General features: G+C 35.4%; 18 protein-coding genes. 12 read left to right on the forward strand and 6 right to left on the reverse strand.

Annotated features, from left to right (window positions below; all coding sequences use genetic code 11):
* The 7 genes from QWY87_RS15660 to QWY87_RS15690 all read left to right on the forward strand — a co-directional run bounded on the left by QWY87_RS15660 (position 1) and on the right by QWY87_RS15690 (position 6,503).
* Positions 1 to 624, forward strand: a complete 624-nt coding sequence (locus QWY87_RS15660; RefSeq protein ID WP_290292974.1) for an outer membrane beta-barrel protein — start codon at positions 1 to 3, stop codon at positions 622 to 624.
* 219 nt (positions 625 to 843) lie between these two features.
* A complete protein-coding gene (locus QWY87_RS15665; protein WP_290292977.1) occupies positions 844 to 1,326 on the forward strand; it encodes a nuclear transport factor 2 family protein in 483 nt (160 codons plus the stop codon).
* A 21-nt stretch (positions 1,327 to 1,347) separates the two neighbouring features.
* A complete protein-coding gene (locus tag QWY87_RS15670) occupies positions 1,348 to 1,842 on the forward strand; it encodes a glycine zipper family protein (RefSeq protein ID WP_290292980.1) in 495 nt (164 codons plus the stop codon).
* 14 nt (positions 1,843 to 1,856) lie between these two features.
* Positions 1,857 to 2,657, forward strand: coding sequence for a porin family protein (locus QWY87_RS15675; RefSeq protein ID WP_290292982.1), 801 nt, complete (start codon positions 1,857 to 1,859; stop codon positions 2,655 to 2,657).
* Positions 2,657 to 3,715 (forward strand): hypothetical protein, encoded by a 1,059-nt coding sequence (locus tag QWY87_RS15680; protein ID WP_290292983.1) that lies wholly within the window; start codon positions 2,657 to 2,659, stop codon positions 3,713 to 3,715. Before QWY87_RS15675 ends, QWY87_RS15680 begins: the two co-directional genes overlap by 1 nt.
* Before the next feature lie 114 nt (positions 3,716 to 3,829).
* Entirely contained in the window at positions 3,830 to 5,380 is a 1,551-nt protein-coding gene (locus tag QWY87_RS15685) for an AlbA family DNA-binding domain-containing protein (RefSeq protein ID WP_290292984.1), read from the forward strand.
* A 4-nt stretch (positions 5,381 to 5,384) separates the two neighbouring features.
* A complete protein-coding gene (locus QWY87_RS15690; RefSeq protein WP_290292986.1) occupies positions 5,385 to 6,503 on the forward strand; it encodes a DUF4421 family protein in 1,119 nt (372 codons plus the stop codon).
* Between the two features lie 6 nt (positions 6,504 to 6,509).
* Here the strand turns inward: QWY87_RS15690 and rny are convergent, their stop codons facing one another.
* From rny to QWY87_RS15705, 3 genes are all read right to left on the reverse strand, one after another.
* Positions 6,510 to 8,069, reverse strand: coding sequence for a ribonuclease Y (gene rny, locus QWY87_RS15695; RefSeq protein ID WP_290292988.1), 1,560 nt, complete (start codon positions 8,067 to 8,069; stop codon positions 6,510 to 6,512).
* 216 nt (positions 8,070 to 8,285) lie between these two features.
* The gene (locus tag QWY87_RS15700; protein WP_290292990.1) at positions 8,286 to 8,579 is read right to left on the reverse strand and encodes a cell division protein ZapA; all 294 of its coding nucleotides are present in this window, start codon (positions 8,577 to 8,579) and stop codon (positions 8,286 to 8,288) included.
* A gap of 8 nt (positions 8,580 to 8,587) precedes the next feature.
* A complete protein-coding gene (locus tag QWY87_RS15705) occupies positions 8,588 to 8,878 on the reverse strand; it encodes a coiled-coil domain-containing protein (protein WP_290292991.1) in 291 nt (96 codons plus the stop codon).
* A 161-nt stretch (positions 8,879 to 9,039) separates the two neighbouring features.
* Between QWY87_RS15705 and QWY87_RS15710 the strand changes: the two genes are divergently transcribed.
* The 5 genes from QWY87_RS15710 to QWY87_RS15730 all read left to right on the forward strand — a co-directional run bounded on the left by QWY87_RS15710 (position 9,040) and on the right by QWY87_RS15730 (position 14,858).
* The gene (locus tag QWY87_RS15710) at positions 9,040 to 10,737 is read left to right on the forward strand and encodes a M23 family metallopeptidase (RefSeq protein ID WP_290292993.1); all 1,698 of its coding nucleotides are present in this window, start codon (positions 9,040 to 9,042) and stop codon (positions 10,735 to 10,737) included.
* Between the two features lie 14 nt (positions 10,738 to 10,751).
* Complete coding sequence (locus tag QWY87_RS15715; protein ID WP_290292994.1) at positions 10,752 to 13,208, forward strand: TonB-dependent receptor; 2,457 nt, start codon at positions 10,752 to 10,754, stop codon at positions 13,206 to 13,208.
* Positions 13,209 to 13,289: 81 nt separating this feature from the next.
* The gene (locus QWY87_RS15720) at positions 13,290 to 13,835 is read left to right on the forward strand and encodes an RNA polymerase sigma factor (protein ID WP_435389570.1); all 546 of its coding nucleotides are present in this window, start codon (positions 13,290 to 13,292) and stop codon (positions 13,833 to 13,835) included.
* Positions 13,836 to 13,837: 2 nt separating this feature from the next.
* A complete protein-coding gene (locus QWY87_RS15725) occupies positions 13,838 to 14,401 on the forward strand; it encodes a hypothetical protein (RefSeq protein ID WP_290292997.1) in 564 nt (187 codons plus the stop codon).
* Between the two features lie 4 nt (positions 14,402 to 14,405).
* Positions 14,406 to 14,858, forward strand: coding sequence for a hypothetical protein (locus QWY87_RS15730; RefSeq protein WP_290293000.1), 453 nt, complete (start codon positions 14,406 to 14,408; stop codon positions 14,856 to 14,858).
* A gap of 27 nt (positions 14,859 to 14,885) precedes the next feature.
* Here the strand turns inward: QWY87_RS15730 and QWY87_RS15735 are convergent, their stop codons facing one another.
* The 3 genes from QWY87_RS15735 to QWY87_RS15745 are packed head-to-tail and all read right to left on the reverse strand — an operon-like array spanning position 14,886 to position 18,339.
* Positions 14,886 to 16,049: a sigma-54-dependent transcriptional regulator gene (locus QWY87_RS15735; RefSeq protein WP_290293001.1), complete on the reverse strand. Its 1,164-nt coding sequence runs from the start codon at positions 16,047 to 16,049 to the stop codon at positions 14,886 to 14,888.
* A gap of 24 nt (positions 16,050 to 16,073) precedes the next feature.
* Entirely contained in the window at positions 16,074 to 17,387 is a 1,314-nt protein-coding gene (locus QWY87_RS15740; RefSeq protein WP_290293004.1) for an ABC transporter permease, read from the reverse strand.
* A gap of 22 nt (positions 17,388 to 17,409) precedes the next feature.
* Positions 17,410 to 18,339, reverse strand: coding sequence for an ABC transporter ATP-binding protein (locus tag QWY87_RS15745; RefSeq protein ID WP_290293006.1), 930 nt, complete (start codon positions 18,337 to 18,339; stop codon positions 17,410 to 17,412).
* Positions 18,340 to 18,374 lie beyond the last annotated feature (35 nt).

The raw sequence follows: 18,374 nt of genomic DNA on the forward strand, positions 1-18,374 counted from the left end.
ATGAAAAATCTATATCTACTTCTTGTCGTTTTTTGTTTAACAGCTAGTGCTAATGCCCAGTTCTTAAATTGGGGTATTAAAGGTGGCGTGAACTACAACGAAAATGGTGATTTAAGAACCATTAATCAAGGTAATCCTATTTCATTGTCTTCAAATGAAGAAGTTGGTTATCACATTGGAATTCTCACTGAAATTAAATTACCTCTATTTTTATATATCAGGCCTGAACTGGTTTATACACATACTGAAAGTAGTTATATACTAGATGATGATCAAGGTACTTTAAAACTGGATAAATTAGAACTACCTGTTTTATTAGGGTTTAGGGTATTTAAAATTGGGAGATTCTTTTTTGGACCCAATTTTTCTTACATAATGAATACAAAACTTTCTGTACCCGAAAGCATAGAAGGCGTGTCTAACGTAAGTTCTGATGATTTTCTTGTTTCAGGACAAGTTGGCTTAGGACTTAACTTTGGAAAAGTTGGTGCAGATATTCGCTGGGAAACAGGTTTTTCAGATTCCGAAGCTAGTTTTATTCGTGACAGTACAGACCTTGATTTTGCCTTGGTTGACACCTCTCATTCACAATTTATTTTAAGTTTCTATTATAAGTTTAAATAAGCATTTTCATTAATAGCACCTTAGAAAAATAAGTGATCATCTTTTAGCGATTTCTTGACTAAAAGATGATAAAAATCTGTTCCTCAATAATATGTTTCTGTGCTTCTTAAATTAGTTCATATCTCATATTCTTAGATTAGGTATAAGAATAAAATGAAAATTCATACCGGAATTATCAAGATAATTGTATTTTTATTACTTCATGTAAAAGACGTTAAAATGAAAAATTTATTTTTAGTTGTGTTTGTAGTCGGGTTGTTGTCATCATGCGAGCCAAATGATCCATCGAAAGAAAATGTGCTACTAATTCAGAATTATATTCAAGCAGTTGAAAATTTGGATTATGATGCCATGAGCAATATTTTGGATGATTCCTATGTAGGAATTGGCCCGTCAAGAGGCGACTCCATTTGGAAAGAACAAGCAATCATGAACTGGAAATCTAACATAGAAAATCTCTATGAAAAAATTTCCTATTCAAAATCACAAAATATTGCGGTCAAAACACCCGAGGGCGAATGGGTTTCGAACTGGGCAGATTTGACAATTGTTTACAAGGGATCGAATAAAACAATTAGCATTCTGGCGAATACAGTCTATCAGATAAAAGATGGAAAGATTATTAAAAGTCTAACATTTTATAATGAGGCTGATGCTCTGGAGCAATTAGGATATGTGTTTATAAACCCTGAAGATCTTTAGAACCTTTTATTATAAAAAATTATGAAAAATAAAATTATATATACTTCACTGATTATTGGTGTATTTGGTTTCACAACTTTATCTGCTCAAAGTATTTCTAGCAGTCTGGGGCTTTATGTTTTCCCTGCTAACAATCAGAATGCAGCGACTCAGGAAGCAGATGAAATGGCATGCTTTAAATGGGCCAAGCAACAATCAGGTTATGACCCTATGAATCCAACTGTATACAAAGGAGCTGAAGTTGATAGATCAGTAGATGGGACAGCCGTTGGAGGAGCCGCTGTAGGAGCAGCAGGTGGAGCTGCAATAGGTGCAATTGCCGGTGATGCTGGCAAAGGAGCAGCTATTGGAGCTGTGGTAGGTGGCGTAAGGGGGCGTCGATCAAAAGTAGTCGGAGATGAGAGGGAGCAACAAGCAAATGATCAGGCAGCGAGCGCAGCAAGCCAAGCTGCAGCCAAAGATTATAACAAAGCCTTTTCTGTATGTATGGAAGGAAAGGGTTATACAGTCAAATAAAAAATTCCAAATCAATGAAAAAGACATTTCTCGTTACAGTTTTTCTTTTGATTAGCTTATCGATGCAGTCTCAGGTATTGATAGCCCTTCTTTTGGGCAAGTCTCTAAATACAGGTAAAATTGAATTCGGACTGGATGGAGGGGTTAACTATGCCAGTATCAGCGGGATGGAATCAAGTAGCTGGTATCGAAAATGGAACCTGGGTTTCTATTTCGATATAAAAATGAAAGAACAATGGTATTTTCATACGGGCGTGCTGGTTAAATCGGAACTGGGTTTGGATGATTTAGAAGAAAGAGATCTTGAATTTTTAAACGCAACAATCTATCCTTATGAAGGAGAATACAGTCAATCAATAAGTTATTTTTTGGTCCCTGCCCTCGCCAGGTATAAATTTGATAACCACATGTATGCTGAGCTTGGACCTCAGTTTGGTCTTGTATATAAGGCTAGTATTCAATTCAATTCTGACATTGATGGGATTTCAATTAACGCGACAGAAGATAATAGAGATATGCTCAATAGGTTTGATATGGGTTTGGCTGCCGGAGCCGGCTATAGACTATTAAAGGGTCTCGGATGGACCATTGGTGCTCGTTATTACTATGGCTTTCTTGATGTTTATAAAGACAAATCAGGAACCAAAAACAGTGCCTTATTTCTAAAATTGAATGTACCCATAGGTCTTAGTCAGGAAAAAAAGGATCAAGTCAAAAAATTTAAAGAGGCCAAAGGAGAGAAAAAAGCCGCAAAAAAAGAGGCAAGAAAAGAAGCGAAAGAAGGAAGCCAAGATGAAATAAAAGAAGACCAATAATGAATGATTTATTTATGACCATAGTTAAAAAAACTACTTTATTATTTTTTTTATCACTTCTAATTCCCGTAACAACGCTTTGGGGTCAATATGTAAACACCAAAGTAAAGACAAAACATGAGGCTTATAAGGATAGCCTGAAGCAGGTAGAATACGATTATATTTTCCCTATTCTCGGGCAAGGCGCCTATAAAAAAGGTTTTGACATACCCTACCCTGCTGGACTTATGGCTAACTTTATGTGGCTGCAGCAAAACTTGGTATTTGACAATATGCAATTAGGAGTTAAAACAGATAACGTGGACATACCGCTTACTCCTGTTGATTTCATTGAATTTGGAGAAAATATCAATACTTCTTATGCCTATAACGTAAGGCCTGATCTTTGGGTTTTACCTTTTTTGAATGTCTATGGCATCTTTGGAGGCGGACAATCGAACACTGAGGTTAATATAATAGCTCCAATCTCACTGCTTTCTATTGTTGATCAGGATTTAAGAACTGCAGGAGTCGGGGTCATGGGAGCTGGAGGAATTGGCCCCATTTGGTTCTCTGTGGATGCGAACTGGACATGGAGTAAACCAGAATTATTAGATAAACCCGTCCAGGTAAATGTTCTTGGAATACGATTTGGGCATACCTTTACTTTCAAGGAGAAACCTGAGCGAAATTTTGCACTTTGGGCAGGCGCCATGAGTATGAAAATGAGTTCTGAGACATCGGGTGAAATTAAGTTAATTGATGCCTTACCGCCAGAGGCCTGGGAGCGAAAAGACGAAATCGTGACAGATTATTACGATTGGTATGAAAATGAGGCAACTCCACCTCAGAAAATTGTTGCTGATCAGGTGCTCACCCCTATTGTAGAAAGAATAGATGCCGCAGATGGCAGTACAATTATTCGTTACGGCATGGACAAACAGGTCGAGCAACAATGGAATGGCACTATTGGGGGTCAGTTCCAATTAAATAAAAGGTGGATGTTTAGATCTGAAGCTGGTCTTATTGGTAATAGAAAGTCATTTTTAGTATCTATCAATTACAGATTTCTTCTATAAATCTTAAAATTTCCAAGTATAAATCCATTAATTTTCTGCTCTCCATTGACAGAAAAATGTATTTTTGATACTTAAAATTGTTTTAGAAATACTTCCCCTGCATAATTTTGCATAATGAGAAAATACATTCTATCTATACTACTGATAATCATAGGGTTAACTATAGTTGTTGTTAGTTACTTTAGACAAAACAACCCCACTTATGCTGAAGCTGCTTTCGCAACTCAGTCTGAAAAATTCGATTTGATTTTTGAAGAGTTTACTTCTGAGGTTAAAGAAAATATTTTTACGATTAAAAACAAATACCCAATTAAGTTTGCCCTGAAAGATTCCTTGGTATACCGTGATTTTTTTCTTGAAAGACTGAGCAATTCAGAAGCAATAAATTCTATTGGCTATTTTCAAGGTGATAATAAAGTTGTAATTCGTAAAGAGAATTCAAGTTATGTTATGGCGGTTGAAGGTTTAACCAATTCGGAAGTTGTTAAATGGGAAAGGTTTGAAAAAGGTAAGAAAATTGGTAGTTGGTATGAGAGTTTTGAGAAATCCATTTACAATACCAGCTGGTACCAAGACCTTATGAGTCAAAATGAACAGCTCACTTGGTATCTTCGAAAAAGTGTAAATATTGATGATGCCAATAATCGGGTTGAATTGTTTTATGTTGGGTATTCTTATATGTTAAATAACTTGAAGACAACTATTGTTTTAGCTTATTCCAAAGAAAGGTTATTCCAAGAATTTGGTTTTACATCAAAAAAGGTACATCCTCGTCTTTCTTTTATGAATGTTGATGGGAAAGAACTGCATCTCAATACAAATAAAACTGATCAAGAAAACGATAGTCTTTCCGCTCCTTTAATTGACAGTCTTCAAATTAGTATTGCTAATCATTTCAAGAATTTCAGAAACGTAGCCCAAGGATCTTTTAATTTTAAATTCAAAAACGAAGTATATTGGAATTCGTTTAAGCGACTTTCTGGAGAAAATGGTATCCAATATTATCTTTTCACAGTTCCTAGCAACCAATTACTCCCAAGTACAAATTCACTTTTTACTGATTACAGCTCTTGGTTTGCAATAGCTTTGATCATTATAGGTTTGATCATATTATTCATAAGAAAACGTTTCTTTTATTTACCGAATAAGATGGAAATACCGCCCGTAACGGAGTTATTGAAAGAAGATGAAAACAGGTACTTAGAGTTCAAATCTTCTCTTAGATGGGATTACAGACAAGAAAAAGTGAATCCAGAGTTGGAAAAGGTAATTATGAAAACGATTGCTGCTTTTGGAAATACTGATGGAGGTATTCTGCTAATAGGAGTTGATGATGATAAGAACATAGTGGGTCTTGAGAACGATTTTCAATCCCTCAAAAGAACAGATGCAGATTATTACGAAGTACACCTTAGAAATATCATGCATAAATTAATGGGCGTAAAATATGTTAGCAAATATATCAGAACCCAATTTGAAACCGTGGATGAAAAAAAAGTGATTTGTAAGATTAAAGTCATTTCTGCCAAAGAGCCCTTATATATAAAATACCCTAACAAGAATGGGCAACAAGAAGAGAAATTCTATGTACGAAGCGGTAATTCATCGCATGAAATAAAATCGATAAGGGAAATCAATGATTATATAAATTCCAAATTTAAATAATGTTTTGCTAGACAGTTGTAATATTAAACCCATTTATTATACCAGAATATTATGTCTGATATGCTTTATCGCCTTTAATATTCAATATTGTTTTGCCCAAGAAACAGTCGAAGAAATAGCCACTACTAGAGATACCCTTTCAAATGAATACATTATTGATCATAAAAAACAATTCAACGTTAAGCTTGAAGTTGGTAATGAAATTTCTTCGTTTAAACTTATTGAAAATAACACGGAAGTAGACTTAAGTCCTAGCCTGAATACCAGGTATGCAGTAGTTTTAAGTTATAAGTTTCTCTCAGTAAGAATTGGTATACGACCTAAAATATCCGATAGCGAAAAAGAAGAGAAAGGTGACTCTGACACCTTTAGACTTAGATTGCAACTTTTATTTGACAGCTGGAATCATGTTATTGAATACAATAAATACAGGGGTTTTTATGTAGAAAATTCGAGTGACTATATTGGCAATACAAGCGGCAATTATATTCAGTTTCCAGATCTAACTACACATGTAGTGTTTGGTTCTTCTGTCTACAAATTCAATAAGAACTACTCTATGAGAGCTATACAGTCTCAGACGGAGATTCAATCAAAAAGTGCGGGTTCATTTATGCCTGGACTAGCTTATACTTTTTATAGCATCTCTGGTACAGACAAGATTAAAAATATTGAAGATGGTGAAACAATCACTAGAGATTACTACAATGAATATAGAGGCGTGAACCTGGCGCTGCAATTCGGATATTATTACACTTTTGTTTTTCAAAAAAACTGGTTTCTAAATGGCTTTGGGATCCCTGCCGTAGGTGTTGACTTTTACTCGGTAGATTATAATACACCTGTGGGTCAAACTACAAGGAATTTTAAGGATTCCTTTTTCTCTCTTAGTTATGGTGCTGGAGTTGGCTATAACGCTAAAAAAATATTCTTTGGAGCCTTGTATAAAACCAGATTCTCGAATGAAAAATTTAGTTCCAGTCGATTACATATAATTCCAACAAAGGATGAGTTTAGTGTTTATTTTGGCTATAGATTCCGCGCCCCAAAAACGATCTCCAAACCGATAGATCTTATCGAAGATAAAGTACCCATCTTAAAAGATGATCACAATAAAAGGTGATGACGATTATTTTGCTACATTCACAACCCTTGTTTCACGAATCACAGTAACCCTTACCTGACCTGGGTAAGTCATGTCATTCTGAATTTTTTGGGTAATATTGAATGACAACTCAGCAGCCTTGGTATCATCTACTTTATCACTTTCAACAATTACACGAAGTTCTCTACCAGCTTGAATAGCATAAGCTTTTTGAACGCCGTTAAATGAAAATGCCACATCCTCGAGCTCCTTTAGTCTCTGGATATAAGAATCAACAACCTGTCTTCTTGCCCCTGGTCTTGCACCTGATATTGCATCACAAACCTGGATGATAGGCGCGTATAATGATTTCATTTCAACTTCATCATGGTGCGCTCCAATCGCGTTACAAACATCAGCCTTCTCGTTGTACTTTTCAGCCCACTGCATTCCTAATATAGCATGTGGTAACTCTGTATCCGTATCCGGAACTTTTCCTATATCATGAAGCAATCCTGCTCTTTTTGCAATTTTTGGATTTAGGCCCAATTCAGAAGCCATTACTGCACAAAGATTAGCAACTTCTCTAGAATGTTGTAGAAGGTTTTGACCATAAGAAGATCTGTACTTCATTCTACCAACAGTCTTGATTAACTCAGGATGTAATCCATGTATACCAAGATCAATAACAGTTCGCTTACCAACTTCTATAATCTCTTCATTGATTTCTTTACTCGTTTTTGCTACAATCTCCTCTATCCTTGCCGGGTGAATTCTTCCATCCGTAACCAACTTATGCAAAGATAAACGTGCAATTTCTCTCCTCACCGGATCAAAACAAGATAATATAATAGCTTCAGGTGTATCATCAACAATAATCTCAACCCCGGTTGTAGATTCGATAGCTCTAATATTTCGACCTTCTCTTCCAATAATACGTCCTTTAACATCGTCATTCTCAAGATTGAATACTGAGACACAATTGTCAATCGTTTGTTCAACACCTATACGCTGTATGGTATTTAAAACGATCTTCTTAGCTTCCTGTTGTGCACCCATTTTGGCTTCTTCCAAGGTGCTCTGCATAAACGACATGGCATCACTTTTAGCTTCCTCCTTTAAAGTTTCTACCAATTCCTTTTTAGCCTCTGTAGCTGACATACCTGAAAGTACTTCAAGCTGTTCAACTTGTCTTTTATGTAGTTTATCAATTTCAGACTTCTTTTTCTCAATGTGCTCCAGTCTGTTGCCTAGTTGTTTATTCTTATCTTCTAAGGATGCGTTTATTTTTTTATTTTTATCTAATTCTTGTGAAACTTTCGACTCTTTATCTCTGACTCTCTTCTCTGTTTCATTAATTTTTTTATCTCTTGAAATGATTACTTTTTCATGCTCAGATTTCAATTCTATAAACTTTTCTTTCGCCTGTAAAATTTTATCTTTCTTAATTCCATCTGCTTCTATTTTTGCTTCTTTCAATATAGTGGCAGATTGCTCTCGAACATTCTTAATTGTTGATGAAGCTTTCTTTTTCTCTAAAACTTTGGCAATAAAATATCCCAATATTAGGGCTACAATTGCTATACTTATTGTTGTTGCTATCATAATGTATATATAAAAAAAGCCTACATCGGCTACGGTTTTGTAAACTCCAATTAACAAGTTTAGGACTAACTTAAAGGTCAAGTATCCAATTTTAAAGTGATAAAATCACTTACTTAGGCACGCTTTCACTCTAAAAACTCATCCTTTTTAAATTGATAGTGTTGAGTTTAATAAACAAATAACTAATGTAGGCAGTAAATTGTTTTTTTAAAGAACTTATGCAAGATGCGAATCTAACAATTGATTCAATTCTAATAACTTGCTTTCGATTTGTCTCGAATCTTGACTTTCATTGACGTTTTTAACTTCCTTCTGCGATGCAAATTGCAAAGCACACATGGCTAAAACGTCTTGTTTATCTCTTACTTCATAATTCTGTTCAAATTGTTTCACCATTTCATTAATCTGCTTCACAGCCTTCCGAATACCTTCTTCCTCTCTCTCGTCTCTAATGGTAAGCGGATAAACTCTATCTGCTATGGTTACTTTTATCTTCAGATTATTACTCATTTTATTTTCTAGTCACTTAATTGAACAATACATTTATCAATTTCTCTGATCAAAGTATTTATTTTAAGCTTTGTTGCATGTTTGTCTTCTTTGCTGCCTACGATGGTGTTTGCAACTCGTAATGAATCATATTTTTTTTCTAATGAATCAATAACTTCCTGTTGCTTACTCAATTGTTGCTGAAGATTATTTTTTTGCTGCAATAATTTTAAATTCTCTTGTTGCAACATAGTATACTGACCCAATATTCTTGAAAGCTTTGCTTCCAGATTGCTCACTATATCAAATAATTTATTCATTAACCCAAAGAATCAAACAATTGCAACAAATTTAACATAGTTGGTCTTATAAAACAACTATTTTACAATAAATCCATAAAAAGTTAGACAAATTATTGAATCATAAACATTTAAAATTTTCATTTTTTTGTATCACCTCTTATTATTATTTTAGCCCAATTATGCGCAAAAAAATAGTTACCATTTTATTTTTGGGAATTGTTAATTTTATTTTTTCACAAAATGAATTACCTAAAGATTATTTTACAAATCCATTAGAGATACCACTAGTGTTGTCTGGTACATTTGGTGAACTAAGAACAAATCATTTTCATGCCGGTCTGGATATTAAGACTCAGAAAGTTGAAGGACATAAGGTACTTTCGTCTGCTGATGGTTACGTATCCAGGATAAATGTATCCTTATGGGGTTATGGCAATGCCCTTTACATTACCCATCCGAATGGCTACACGACTGTATATGGACATTTACAAAAATTTTCACCTGAAATAGACGCTTATGTGCGTAAAATGCAATACAAAAAAGAAAGTTTTTCAATTAGACTCTATCCCAAACCTGATGAGCTTATTGTGAAAAAAGGTGCCTTAATAGCACTCAGTGGTAATTCAGGAAGCTCAGGCGGGCCACATCTCCACTATGAAATTCGCGATGTAAAATCAAACATATTAAATCCAATGCTTTTGGGGATTAATGTGCCTGATCACAAAAACCCAACTATACAGAACGCATTCGCCTATTCTAAAAATGATAGTGCCCAGGTTAATCAATCATCAAAAAACGTACAACTGGTTTTTAGCAGACAATACGACGGAGACCTTTTGGCTAATACAATTTATGCGTTTGGAGAAATAGGTTTTGGCATCAATGCTTATGACCGTTTAGACGGAGCATTAAATAGAAATGGCTTGTATTCACTTGAAATGACTGTTAATGGAGAAAAAGTGTTTCAATTTACAGTCAACAAATTCTCGTTTGATGAATCAAGATTTATTAACTCTTATGTTGATTATGAAAGATTAATCACACTCAAACAAAGAGTGCAAAAATGTTTTGTAAATCATGACATGAATAATTTAAGCTTATACAAAAAGCTTGACAATAAGGGGTTTATTAATGTCAAAGATAGTCTTGAATATACGGTATCAATAATAGCCAAAGACTTTGAAGGGAACAAAACAAGATTGATCATCCCCATTAAGGGAAAAAAGGATTCCATAATCATTCCTAAGGTTGTTAAAAAAACACCTTACTTTTTTAAGGCCAATCAGCCAAATAGAATAAAAGATTCGGTAGTTACTGTAACCTTTCCAAAAAATATTTTCTACGAAGATTTCTATTTTGATTACACCAACATAGACGGCATTGTTAAGCTACACAACAGCAGTGTTCCTGTCCATAAAAGTTTTAGAGTCGCATTTGATATCTCAAACTACAGCGAGGATGAATTAAAGACTTTACACATTGCTAAGAAGAACAAATATGGCAAGTTGTATTATGTGAGCACCAAAAGAAAAGACAATACATTATACACTGTAAGTAAAAATTTAGGTGAATACACGTTAATGTCTGACAACGTGAGTCCTACAATCAGAGCTTTAGGCTTTAAAAATGAGCAATGGCTAACTAAGTTTACAACGCTAAAAGTGAAGATTCACGATAAGGGTTCAGGCATTAAAACCTATCGAGGTGAAATTGACGGAGAATGGATTCGAATGGCTCTTAACCCAAAAACCGGGACCCTGACCTACGATTTTAGTGATAAAAAACTGGAAGGAACCCTTCATAATTTAAAAGTAGTTGTGACAGATAATGTAAATAATTCCACTACATTTACAACCTCATTTAACAAGAAAAACTAATCATTGAGAATCCCTTGAAAGCAAAGTTTCTAATCTTTTTCCTTTTTAGCCTTGCCACCCAGTTACTATCTGGACAAACTGCTACCATCAAGGGTAAGGTTTTAGATAGCATCAACAATCCTATAGAGAATGCTACTGTTAGTATTGGAAATTTAGGGACTGTGACAGATGCCTCAGGGGCCTATGAAATCATCATACCTGCGGGCAAAAACATAACTATCAGATATGGTCATGTTTCATTCAATAGCTTCTCAAAAAATTTTAGAGTAAATCGAGGTAAGACGCTCTACTTTTCTCCTCGTTTGTACAGCAAAACGGAATCAATTGATGAAGTAATTATTATTGACCCAAGAGCTGCTAGTCAAGGCGTAGTTCCAATAAGTAGTGAAACAGCCAGGCTTATTCCGAGTGCCAATCAAGGTATAGAAAGTGTTTTAAAGACTTTGCCGGGCGTAAATTTCAACAATGAACTTAGTACCCAATACAATGTGAGAGGCGGAAGCTTTGAGGAAAATCTGGTCTATGTAAATGGAATAGAAATATACAGACCCTTTCTTGTTCGGTCTGGTCAACAGGAAGGTTTGAGTTTTGTGAATCCTGAGTTAACCCAAAATGTAGACTTTTCAGCAGGAGGTTTTCAAGCAAAATACGGCGACAAACTTTCGTCTGTTTTGGACATTACCTATCGCAAGCCATCTCGATTTGGAGCCAGTTTTGAAGCTAGTTTTTTGGGTGCATCACTTATGGTGGAGGGCTTATCTAAGGATGAAAAATTCAAGGCTCTGGTAGGCGCCAGGTATAGAAATAATAGTCTTTTTCTCAACAGCAATGATATTGATGCCAATTTCAATCCGAATTTTACCGATATCCAAACTTATCTTTCCTATGATTTTAGTGAAAAATTTTCATTGGATTTCCTGGGAAGCTACTCTGTAAACAATTATGATTTCACACCTATTTCAAGGCAAACCAATTTTGGAACCCTAACCAATCCCTTGTCATTAGTTGTAAATTACCAAGGTAAAGAAGAGGATAGATATGAAACCGCTTTTGCGGCGCTAAAAGGAAATTATCAATTTTCAGAAAACCTATCTGTCTCTTTAACCGCCTCGTCATACAATACTAAAGAGCAAGAATATTATGATATACTTTCTTCTTATGGGTTAGGAGATGTTGATGCCAATTTTGGTTCAGAAGATTTTGGAGGCACGAATTTTACTCAATCGATCGGTTCTCAACTTGATCATGCCAGAAATAATCTAAAGGCCCAGATCAGCAATATCAGAGTTACCGCTGATTGGAGAAAGAACACAAACCTTTTTGAATTTGGTGCCAAGTACCAATATGAAAATATTAAAGATAGAATCAATGAATGGCAAGTTGTAGATTCTTCCGGTTTTTCATTGAGACCACCTCATTTATTACCCAGGAATGATCAGCCTTACACGCCCTTTACAGGTCCAATTGAGCCATACATTAATGTTAATGCTACCAATGATGTAAACATCCAAAGGATATCTGGATTTGCCCAATGGAGTAAAAAATCGACAATTAATGAACATACGGTATGGTACAATCTAGGAGTTAGGGCACAACACTGGCAAGTTAGTGGTGTAGGTCTGGTTTCAGACAACCATACAGTTATTAGCCCAAGAGGTCAGTTTTCAATAAAACCCAATTGGGATAGTGACATGTTATTCAGGGTTTCTGGTGGTCTTTATTACCAACCTCCTTTTTACAGAGAACTTAGAGATAGCTTAGGCACGGTGCATCCTGAAGTAAAAGCTCAAAAATCAGTCCATATTGTTCTTGGTCATGACTATAGCTTTGGCATGTGGGGAAGGCCATTCAAGTTAATCAGTGAGGTCTATTTCAAGAACTTAACGGATGTGAACCCTTTTACGATTGACAACGTTAAGATCAGATATAGAGCTAAAAATAATGCAATTGCCTATGCAGCCGGAGTAGATCTGAGAATTCATGGTGAATTTGTCCCTGGTACAGAATCTTGGTTTAGTATAGGCTATTTACAAACTGAAGAAAATATTGATGACAGAGGCTATATTTCCAGGCCCACTGACCAAAGATTAAAGTTTGCACTGCTGTTTCAGGATTATGTTCCATCCGTGCCAAGTCTGAAAATGTATTTGAATTTAGTTTATAATACTGGAGTTCCAGGCGGCTCACCTTCTTATGCAGATCCGTATCTTTATCAAAATCGACTTCCTGCCTACTTTAGAACTGATATCGGGATTTCATATGTCTTTATCGATGCCAATAACCCTCCGAAAGCAAATTGGCAGAAAAAATTCAAACAGCTTTCAGCAGGTCTAGAACTCTTTAACATGTTTGATAACCAAAATACGATTTCGAATACATGGGTTAAGAATGTTTCATCTAATCGTTATATAGGCATCCCTAACTATTTAACCGGGCGCGTTTTGAACCTAAAAGTAGCCATGAGATTTTAAGGAACTCAGATACTTTTATCCATTTTTTTTTCTGAACTTTAAACCTTTCTCCTAACCACGAGTCTTAATACATAAACATAAGTGCTGAACGAAGAAGTTCTAATTGTAAAGCTTAAGGATCCCTTAACAAGGGAAGCGTCTTTTCGCACCCTTATTTCAACACATAAAGAGCGTCTTTACTGGCATATTAGAAAGATTGTGTTAAGTCATGAAGATACAGATGATGTGCTGCAAAATACTTTTGTAAAAGTTTTCAGGCATATCGATGGTTTTAAAGGTGAGAGCAAACTTTTTTCCTGGATGTATAGAATTGCGACCAATGAAGCCATTAGCTATTTAAATAAAAAAGCGAAGCATGCGGGTACTGACATACAAAGTTTTGGAGAACAAAGAGCCGAAAACCTTGAAGCCGATACTTATTTTGACGGAGATGAAATTCAATTACAATTGCAAAGAGCCATTGCAAAATTACCTCAAAAACAACAATTGGTTTTTAATATGAGGTACTTTGATGAATTAAAATATGATGACATGTCTGACATACTTGAAACTTCGGTAGGTGCATTAAAAGCTTCCTATCATCATGCAAGAAAAAAGATAGAGCTATACCTTACGAATGAAATATAATAATGGATAAGAAGGATAAAGACATACTAAATAAATTAGACTCAAGTTCTACTGGGTTCAAAATACCTGATGGTTATTTTGACAACTTAGAGAACAGATTGTCTGAAAAGGCTTTGACTAATGAACAATCAGATAATGAGAAGTCATTACATCAATTACACATTATCAGACCCAATGAGCTGAAAATAGATAGAAAGGAAACAGGATTTAAAGTTCCTGAAAATTATTTTGAACAAATAGAATCGAGATTTGACAAACCTGGCAAGGCTAATAAGGCTGTTGGAAAAGTGAGGACACTTAGGCTCATTTCGATGTCAGTTGCAGCTACTATATTGTTGTTTTTTGGAATTCAATTTATGAACGATACACAGCAAAGCGTGAATGTGGTAAATATTGAAAATGAGGAGATCGCTGATTGGGTTGCTGAAGATCTTATCACCTTTAACACATATGACATTGCCGAAGCCTTTAGTGATGTAGAATTGGAGCAAACATTATATACCGACGAAGCGGTTAATGATTATCTCGACTTTATGGATATCGAAAGTTTAATAATAGAAAATTAAAACAATGAACAAAGCATTAATAATGGCAGCTATAGCCCTAATGTTATCTACTGGACTTATTGCACAAGAAAGAGGAAAGGAACGAATTAAGGCATATAGAACAGCCTATATTACGCAAGAACTTGATCTAAGTTCAAAGGAAGCTGAAAAATTCTGGCCAGTATATAATGAGTATGACAAAAAAATATTCGGCCTAAGGGTGGTAAAGATGCGTGAGGAGAGATCTCGTATTAAAGAGTTAGGAGGCCCTGAAATGCTCAGTGATGAAGAGGCTTCTCAAACATTAAACACGATGCTTGCATCAGAGAAAGAGATAACAAAGACCAGAGAAGACATGTACAAAGCGTTGTCGAAAGTTCTAAGCCCTACCAAATTGTTAAAACTCTATCATGCAGAAATGAGTTTTAATAAAAGACTATTATCTGAATTTAAAAAGGGTAAGCAAGGAAATAAATGATAGTTACTATCAATTGACTAGGGACGTCTATTTATTGGCAAATAAACGAATATCATTTTCGCTAATAACTTCTTCTCCAAGTATAGTCAATCGCTCCACAACGTTTCTCAATTCCCTAATATTCCCAGTCCATTTATAGCTTTTTAATAAATCAATGGCTCCTTTTGTAAATGACCTTGTAGCATTCCCCTGTTGCGCCGCTATCATTTCACTAAAATGATCGACTAATAAAGGTATATCCTCTACCCTCTCATTTAATGACGGCACATTAATCAATATAACTGCCAAACGATGATAAAGATCTTCTCGAAACCTCCCTTTAGCAATTTCTCTTTTTAAGTTTTTATTTGTCGCTGCAATGACCCTGACATCTACCTTGATATCCTTGTCACTTCCAACCCTGCTCACCTTGTTTTCCTGTAAAGCTCTTAATACTTTTGCTTGGGCGGAAAGGCTCATATCCCCAATTTCATCCAAAAAAATAGTGCCCCCATTAGCGGCTTCAAATTTACCAGCTCTGTCTTTATTCGCTCCGGTAAATGATCCTTTCACATGACCAAACAATTCGCTTTCAATTAACTCTGAAGGAATCGCGGCACAATTTACTTCTACCATAGGATTTTTGCAACGCTCGCTCTTTTGATGTAACCAATGCGCTACCAACTCCTTTCCTGTTCCATTCTCTCCTGTAATCAAGACACGCGCCTCAGTTGGAGCCACTTTTTCAATAATACTTTTGATTAGGTTGGTCGCGTCACTTTCACCAATCATTTCATAACTTTTATCAACCTTTTTCTTCAACCGTTTGTTCTCGACAACAAGTTTCTTGCGATCTAAAGCATTTCGAATCGCATTTAACAAGCGATTTAAATCAGGCGGTTTCGATATATAATCAAAGGCACCAAGACGCATAGCTTCAACTGCGGTTTCCAACTCACCATGCCCGGAAATCATTATAAATGGAATTTCAGGCTTAAAGCTCTGTACTTTTGACAAGACCTCAACACCATCCATTTTGGGCATTTTTATGTCACAGAGCACAAGATCATAATCCTCTGTTTCTATTTTTTCAAGTCCTTCCTGCCCATCTGAGGCCTCTTCGACCGCATAAGTACTATTCTCGTTCTTAATGATTTTGATCAATACTCTTCTGATCGCATCTTCATCTTCAATTATTAATATTCTAGACATCTTCAATTATTCATTAAATGGTAGTTAATAACGAATCCACTTTATTAATTCTTTATAATTTATTTTTTTTCCATACATCAGAATGCCAACACGATAAATTTTGGCAGCAATCCAGACAGTTCCTAAAAAGCTCACCACAAGTAAACTAAGTGATATCAAGATCTGCCACCATGGCACGCCAAAAGGGATTCTCATTAGCATTACGATTGGTGAAGTAAACGGAATCAATGAAAAAATTGTTGCCACCGTTCCATGCGGATCATTGATCACTGTTGCAAATCCTATATAAACACCAAGCATCAATGGTAACATAATGGGTAGCATAAACTGCTGAGTATCCGTTTCATTATCCACTGCAGCTCCAATAGCAGCATATAATGAACTATATAATAAATAGCCCAAAAGAAAATACAGAATAAAATAAATGAAGGTACTGATAAGGGGTAAACTCATCAATTCATCAAAAATAAGCTGCGCATCATTTTGAGCAAGACGATCCATATGCTCTACTCCCAGTTGTTGCGCTCCAACACCATTTTGATGCAGGTCAACACCGAAAAAATATGAGCTCCCGACAAATATTAGTGCCATTAGGAATCCCCAGATTACAAATTGTGTCAACCCGGCCGCAGCAGTGCCTAAGATTTTCCCCATCATTAATTGAAAAGGTTTTACTGAAGAAATAATAACTTCAATTATGCGACTCGTCTTTTCTTCTATAACGCTTCTCATGACCATCGCTCCATATATAATAATAAACATCATGATCAAGTATCCTGCGCCCATACCTATCCCTATCTTAATGCCATTGATAATTTTTGACGATTTTACACCGCTAAAATTTGACATTTTTATATCTATATCCACTTTTGAATTTTCAAGTTTCACAAGATCAATGCCCAATAGTTTCATTTTTTCATTCTCGAGCTTCTTGTCTAGAATGGATTCTAAAGTTGAAATGGTGATCATGCTTGGAGAATCCTCTGAAAAGAATTGAACGTTACCCGCAATCTCATCCATATTCTCTCCTGCCGGTATATATAACAATCCTTCTTGTGAAGATTCACGGACAAGTATCTTTGCTTTATCAAGCCCAATCTCTGTTAAATTCTCGAAAATGATAGATTTATCTTTGTTAAAATCCTCGCCCACAAACACCCCTGAGTCATCTACAAAAGCAACGGTTCCTTTTTTCTCAAAACTATTCTTGGTCAACAAGGTTACAAGGGCAATCATTCCTATCATCAGAATAGGACTTAGAAATGTCATTACTATGAAGGTTCGGTTCCTTACTTTGGCCAGAAACTCTCTTTCAATGATTAGTTTTAATTTCTTCATTCAACTGTTTTGCATTAATTAACTATGAATTTTGATTTACAGTTTCAATAAAAATATCGCTCACACTTGGTATAACCTCTTTGTAATGTGTAATAGATGCTTTACTATTTAGGTATCTGATCAGATCTGATGAAGTATTACCATTATGTAATCTGATATTCAATTTTAGATCATCGTCAAGCGTTTTAAAGCTCGCAGGACTCACCTCAAATTTTTCTTTTAAGTCTAATTGAAGTGCACCTTTATCAATTGCAGATAGAGCCACTTCAAAAGTATTCGTTTTGAATTCTTTTTTTATATCCAGTAATTTACCATCCAGCACTTTATTCGATTGATGAATCAGCGCTATATATTCGCATAATTCTTCTACTGATTCCATTCTGTGTGTTGAAAAGATAATGGATGCCCCTTGATTCCTTAAATTGAGAATCTCATCTTTGATCAAATTCGCATTGATCGGGTCAAAACCGCTAAATGGTTCATCAAAAATTAATAATTTCGGCTCGTGAAGCACAGTAATTATAAATTGAAGTTTTTGGGCCATACCCTTTGAAAGTTCTTCAACTTTCTTATTCCACCAGGGCCCTATTTCAAATTTATCAAACCAATATTTCAATTTTTTCTTGGCTTCTAACTTTGACATACCCTTAAGTTGCGCCAAATAAAGAGCCTGTTCACCAATTTTCATGCGTTTGTACAAACCTCTCTCTTCAGGTAAATAACCAATATAATGGACATCATCAGGAGCCAAAGGCTTGCCATCAAACCAAACCAAGCCTTCATCGGGCATGGTAATTTGATTGATGATCCTGATAAAAGTAGTTTTGCCTGCACCGTTAGGGCCTAGCAAACCGAAAATGCTCCCTTTAGGTACCTGCAGCGAAACATTATTTAAAGCTTTAAAGGAACCAAAATTCTTTACGATGTTTTCGGCCACTAAAATTTGATCCATAGAAGAAATTTAAGAATTCAAATATAGTAAAATGA

Source organism: Lutimonas halocynthiae (assembly GCF_030409835.1).
In the GTDB taxonomy this organism is placed as follows: Bacteria; Bacteroidota; Bacteroidia; order Flavobacteriales; family Flavobacteriaceae; genus Lutimonas; species Lutimonas halocynthiae.

Coding starts and splice junctions, on each gene's coding strand:
- QWY87_RS15745 (WP_290293006.1), bottom strand. CDS start 18,339: ATGGATCAAATTTTAGTGGCCGAAAACATCGTAAAGAATTTTGGTTCC.
- QWY87_RS15700 (WP_290292990.1), bottom strand. CDS start 8,579: ATGAGTAATAATCTGAAGATAAAAGTAACCATAGCAGATAGAGTTTAT.
- QWY87_RS15680 (WP_290292983.1), top strand. CDS start 2,657: ATGAATGATTTATTTATGACCATAGTTAAAAAAACTACTTTATTATTT.
- QWY87_RS15730 (WP_290293000.1), top strand. CDS start 14,406: ATGAACAAAGCATTAATAATGGCAGCTATAGCCCTAATGTTATCTACT.
- QWY87_RS15710 (WP_290292993.1), top strand. CDS start 9,040: ATGCGCAAAAAAATAGTTACCATTTTATTTTTGGGAATTGTTAATTTT.
- QWY87_RS15665 (WP_290292977.1), top strand. CDS start 844: ATGAAAAATTTATTTTTAGTTGTGTTTGTAGTCGGGTTGTTGTCATCA.
- QWY87_RS15725 (WP_290292997.1), top strand. CDS start 13,838: ATGGATAAGAAGGATAAAGACATACTAAATAAATTAGACTCAAGTTCT.
- QWY87_RS15740 (WP_290293004.1), bottom strand. CDS start 17,387: ATGAAGAAATTAAAACTAATCATTGAAAGAGAGTTTCTGGCCAAAGTA.
- QWY87_RS15735 (WP_290293001.1), bottom strand. CDS start 16,049: ATGTCTAGAATATTAATAATTGAAGATGAAGATGCGATCAGAAGAGTA.
- QWY87_RS15660 (WP_290292974.1), top strand. CDS start 1: ATGAAAAATCTATATCTACTTCTTGTCGTTTTTTGTTTAACAGCTAGT.
- QWY87_RS15675 (WP_290292982.1), top strand. CDS start 1,857: ATGAAAAAGACATTTCTCGTTACAGTTTTTCTTTTGATTAGCTTATCG.
- rny (WP_290292988.1), bottom strand. CDS start 8,069: ATGATAGCAACAACAATAAGTATAGCAATTGTAGCCCTAATATTGGGA.
- QWY87_RS15670 (WP_290292980.1), top strand. CDS start 1,348: ATGAAAAATAAAATTATATATACTTCACTGATTATTGGTGTATTTGGT.
- QWY87_RS15685 (WP_290292984.1), top strand. CDS start 3,830: ATGAGAAAATACATTCTATCTATACTACTGATAATCATAGGGTTAACT.
- QWY87_RS15705 (WP_290292991.1), bottom strand. CDS start 8,878: ATGAATAAATTATTTGATATAGTGAGCAATCTGGAAGCAAAGCTTTCA.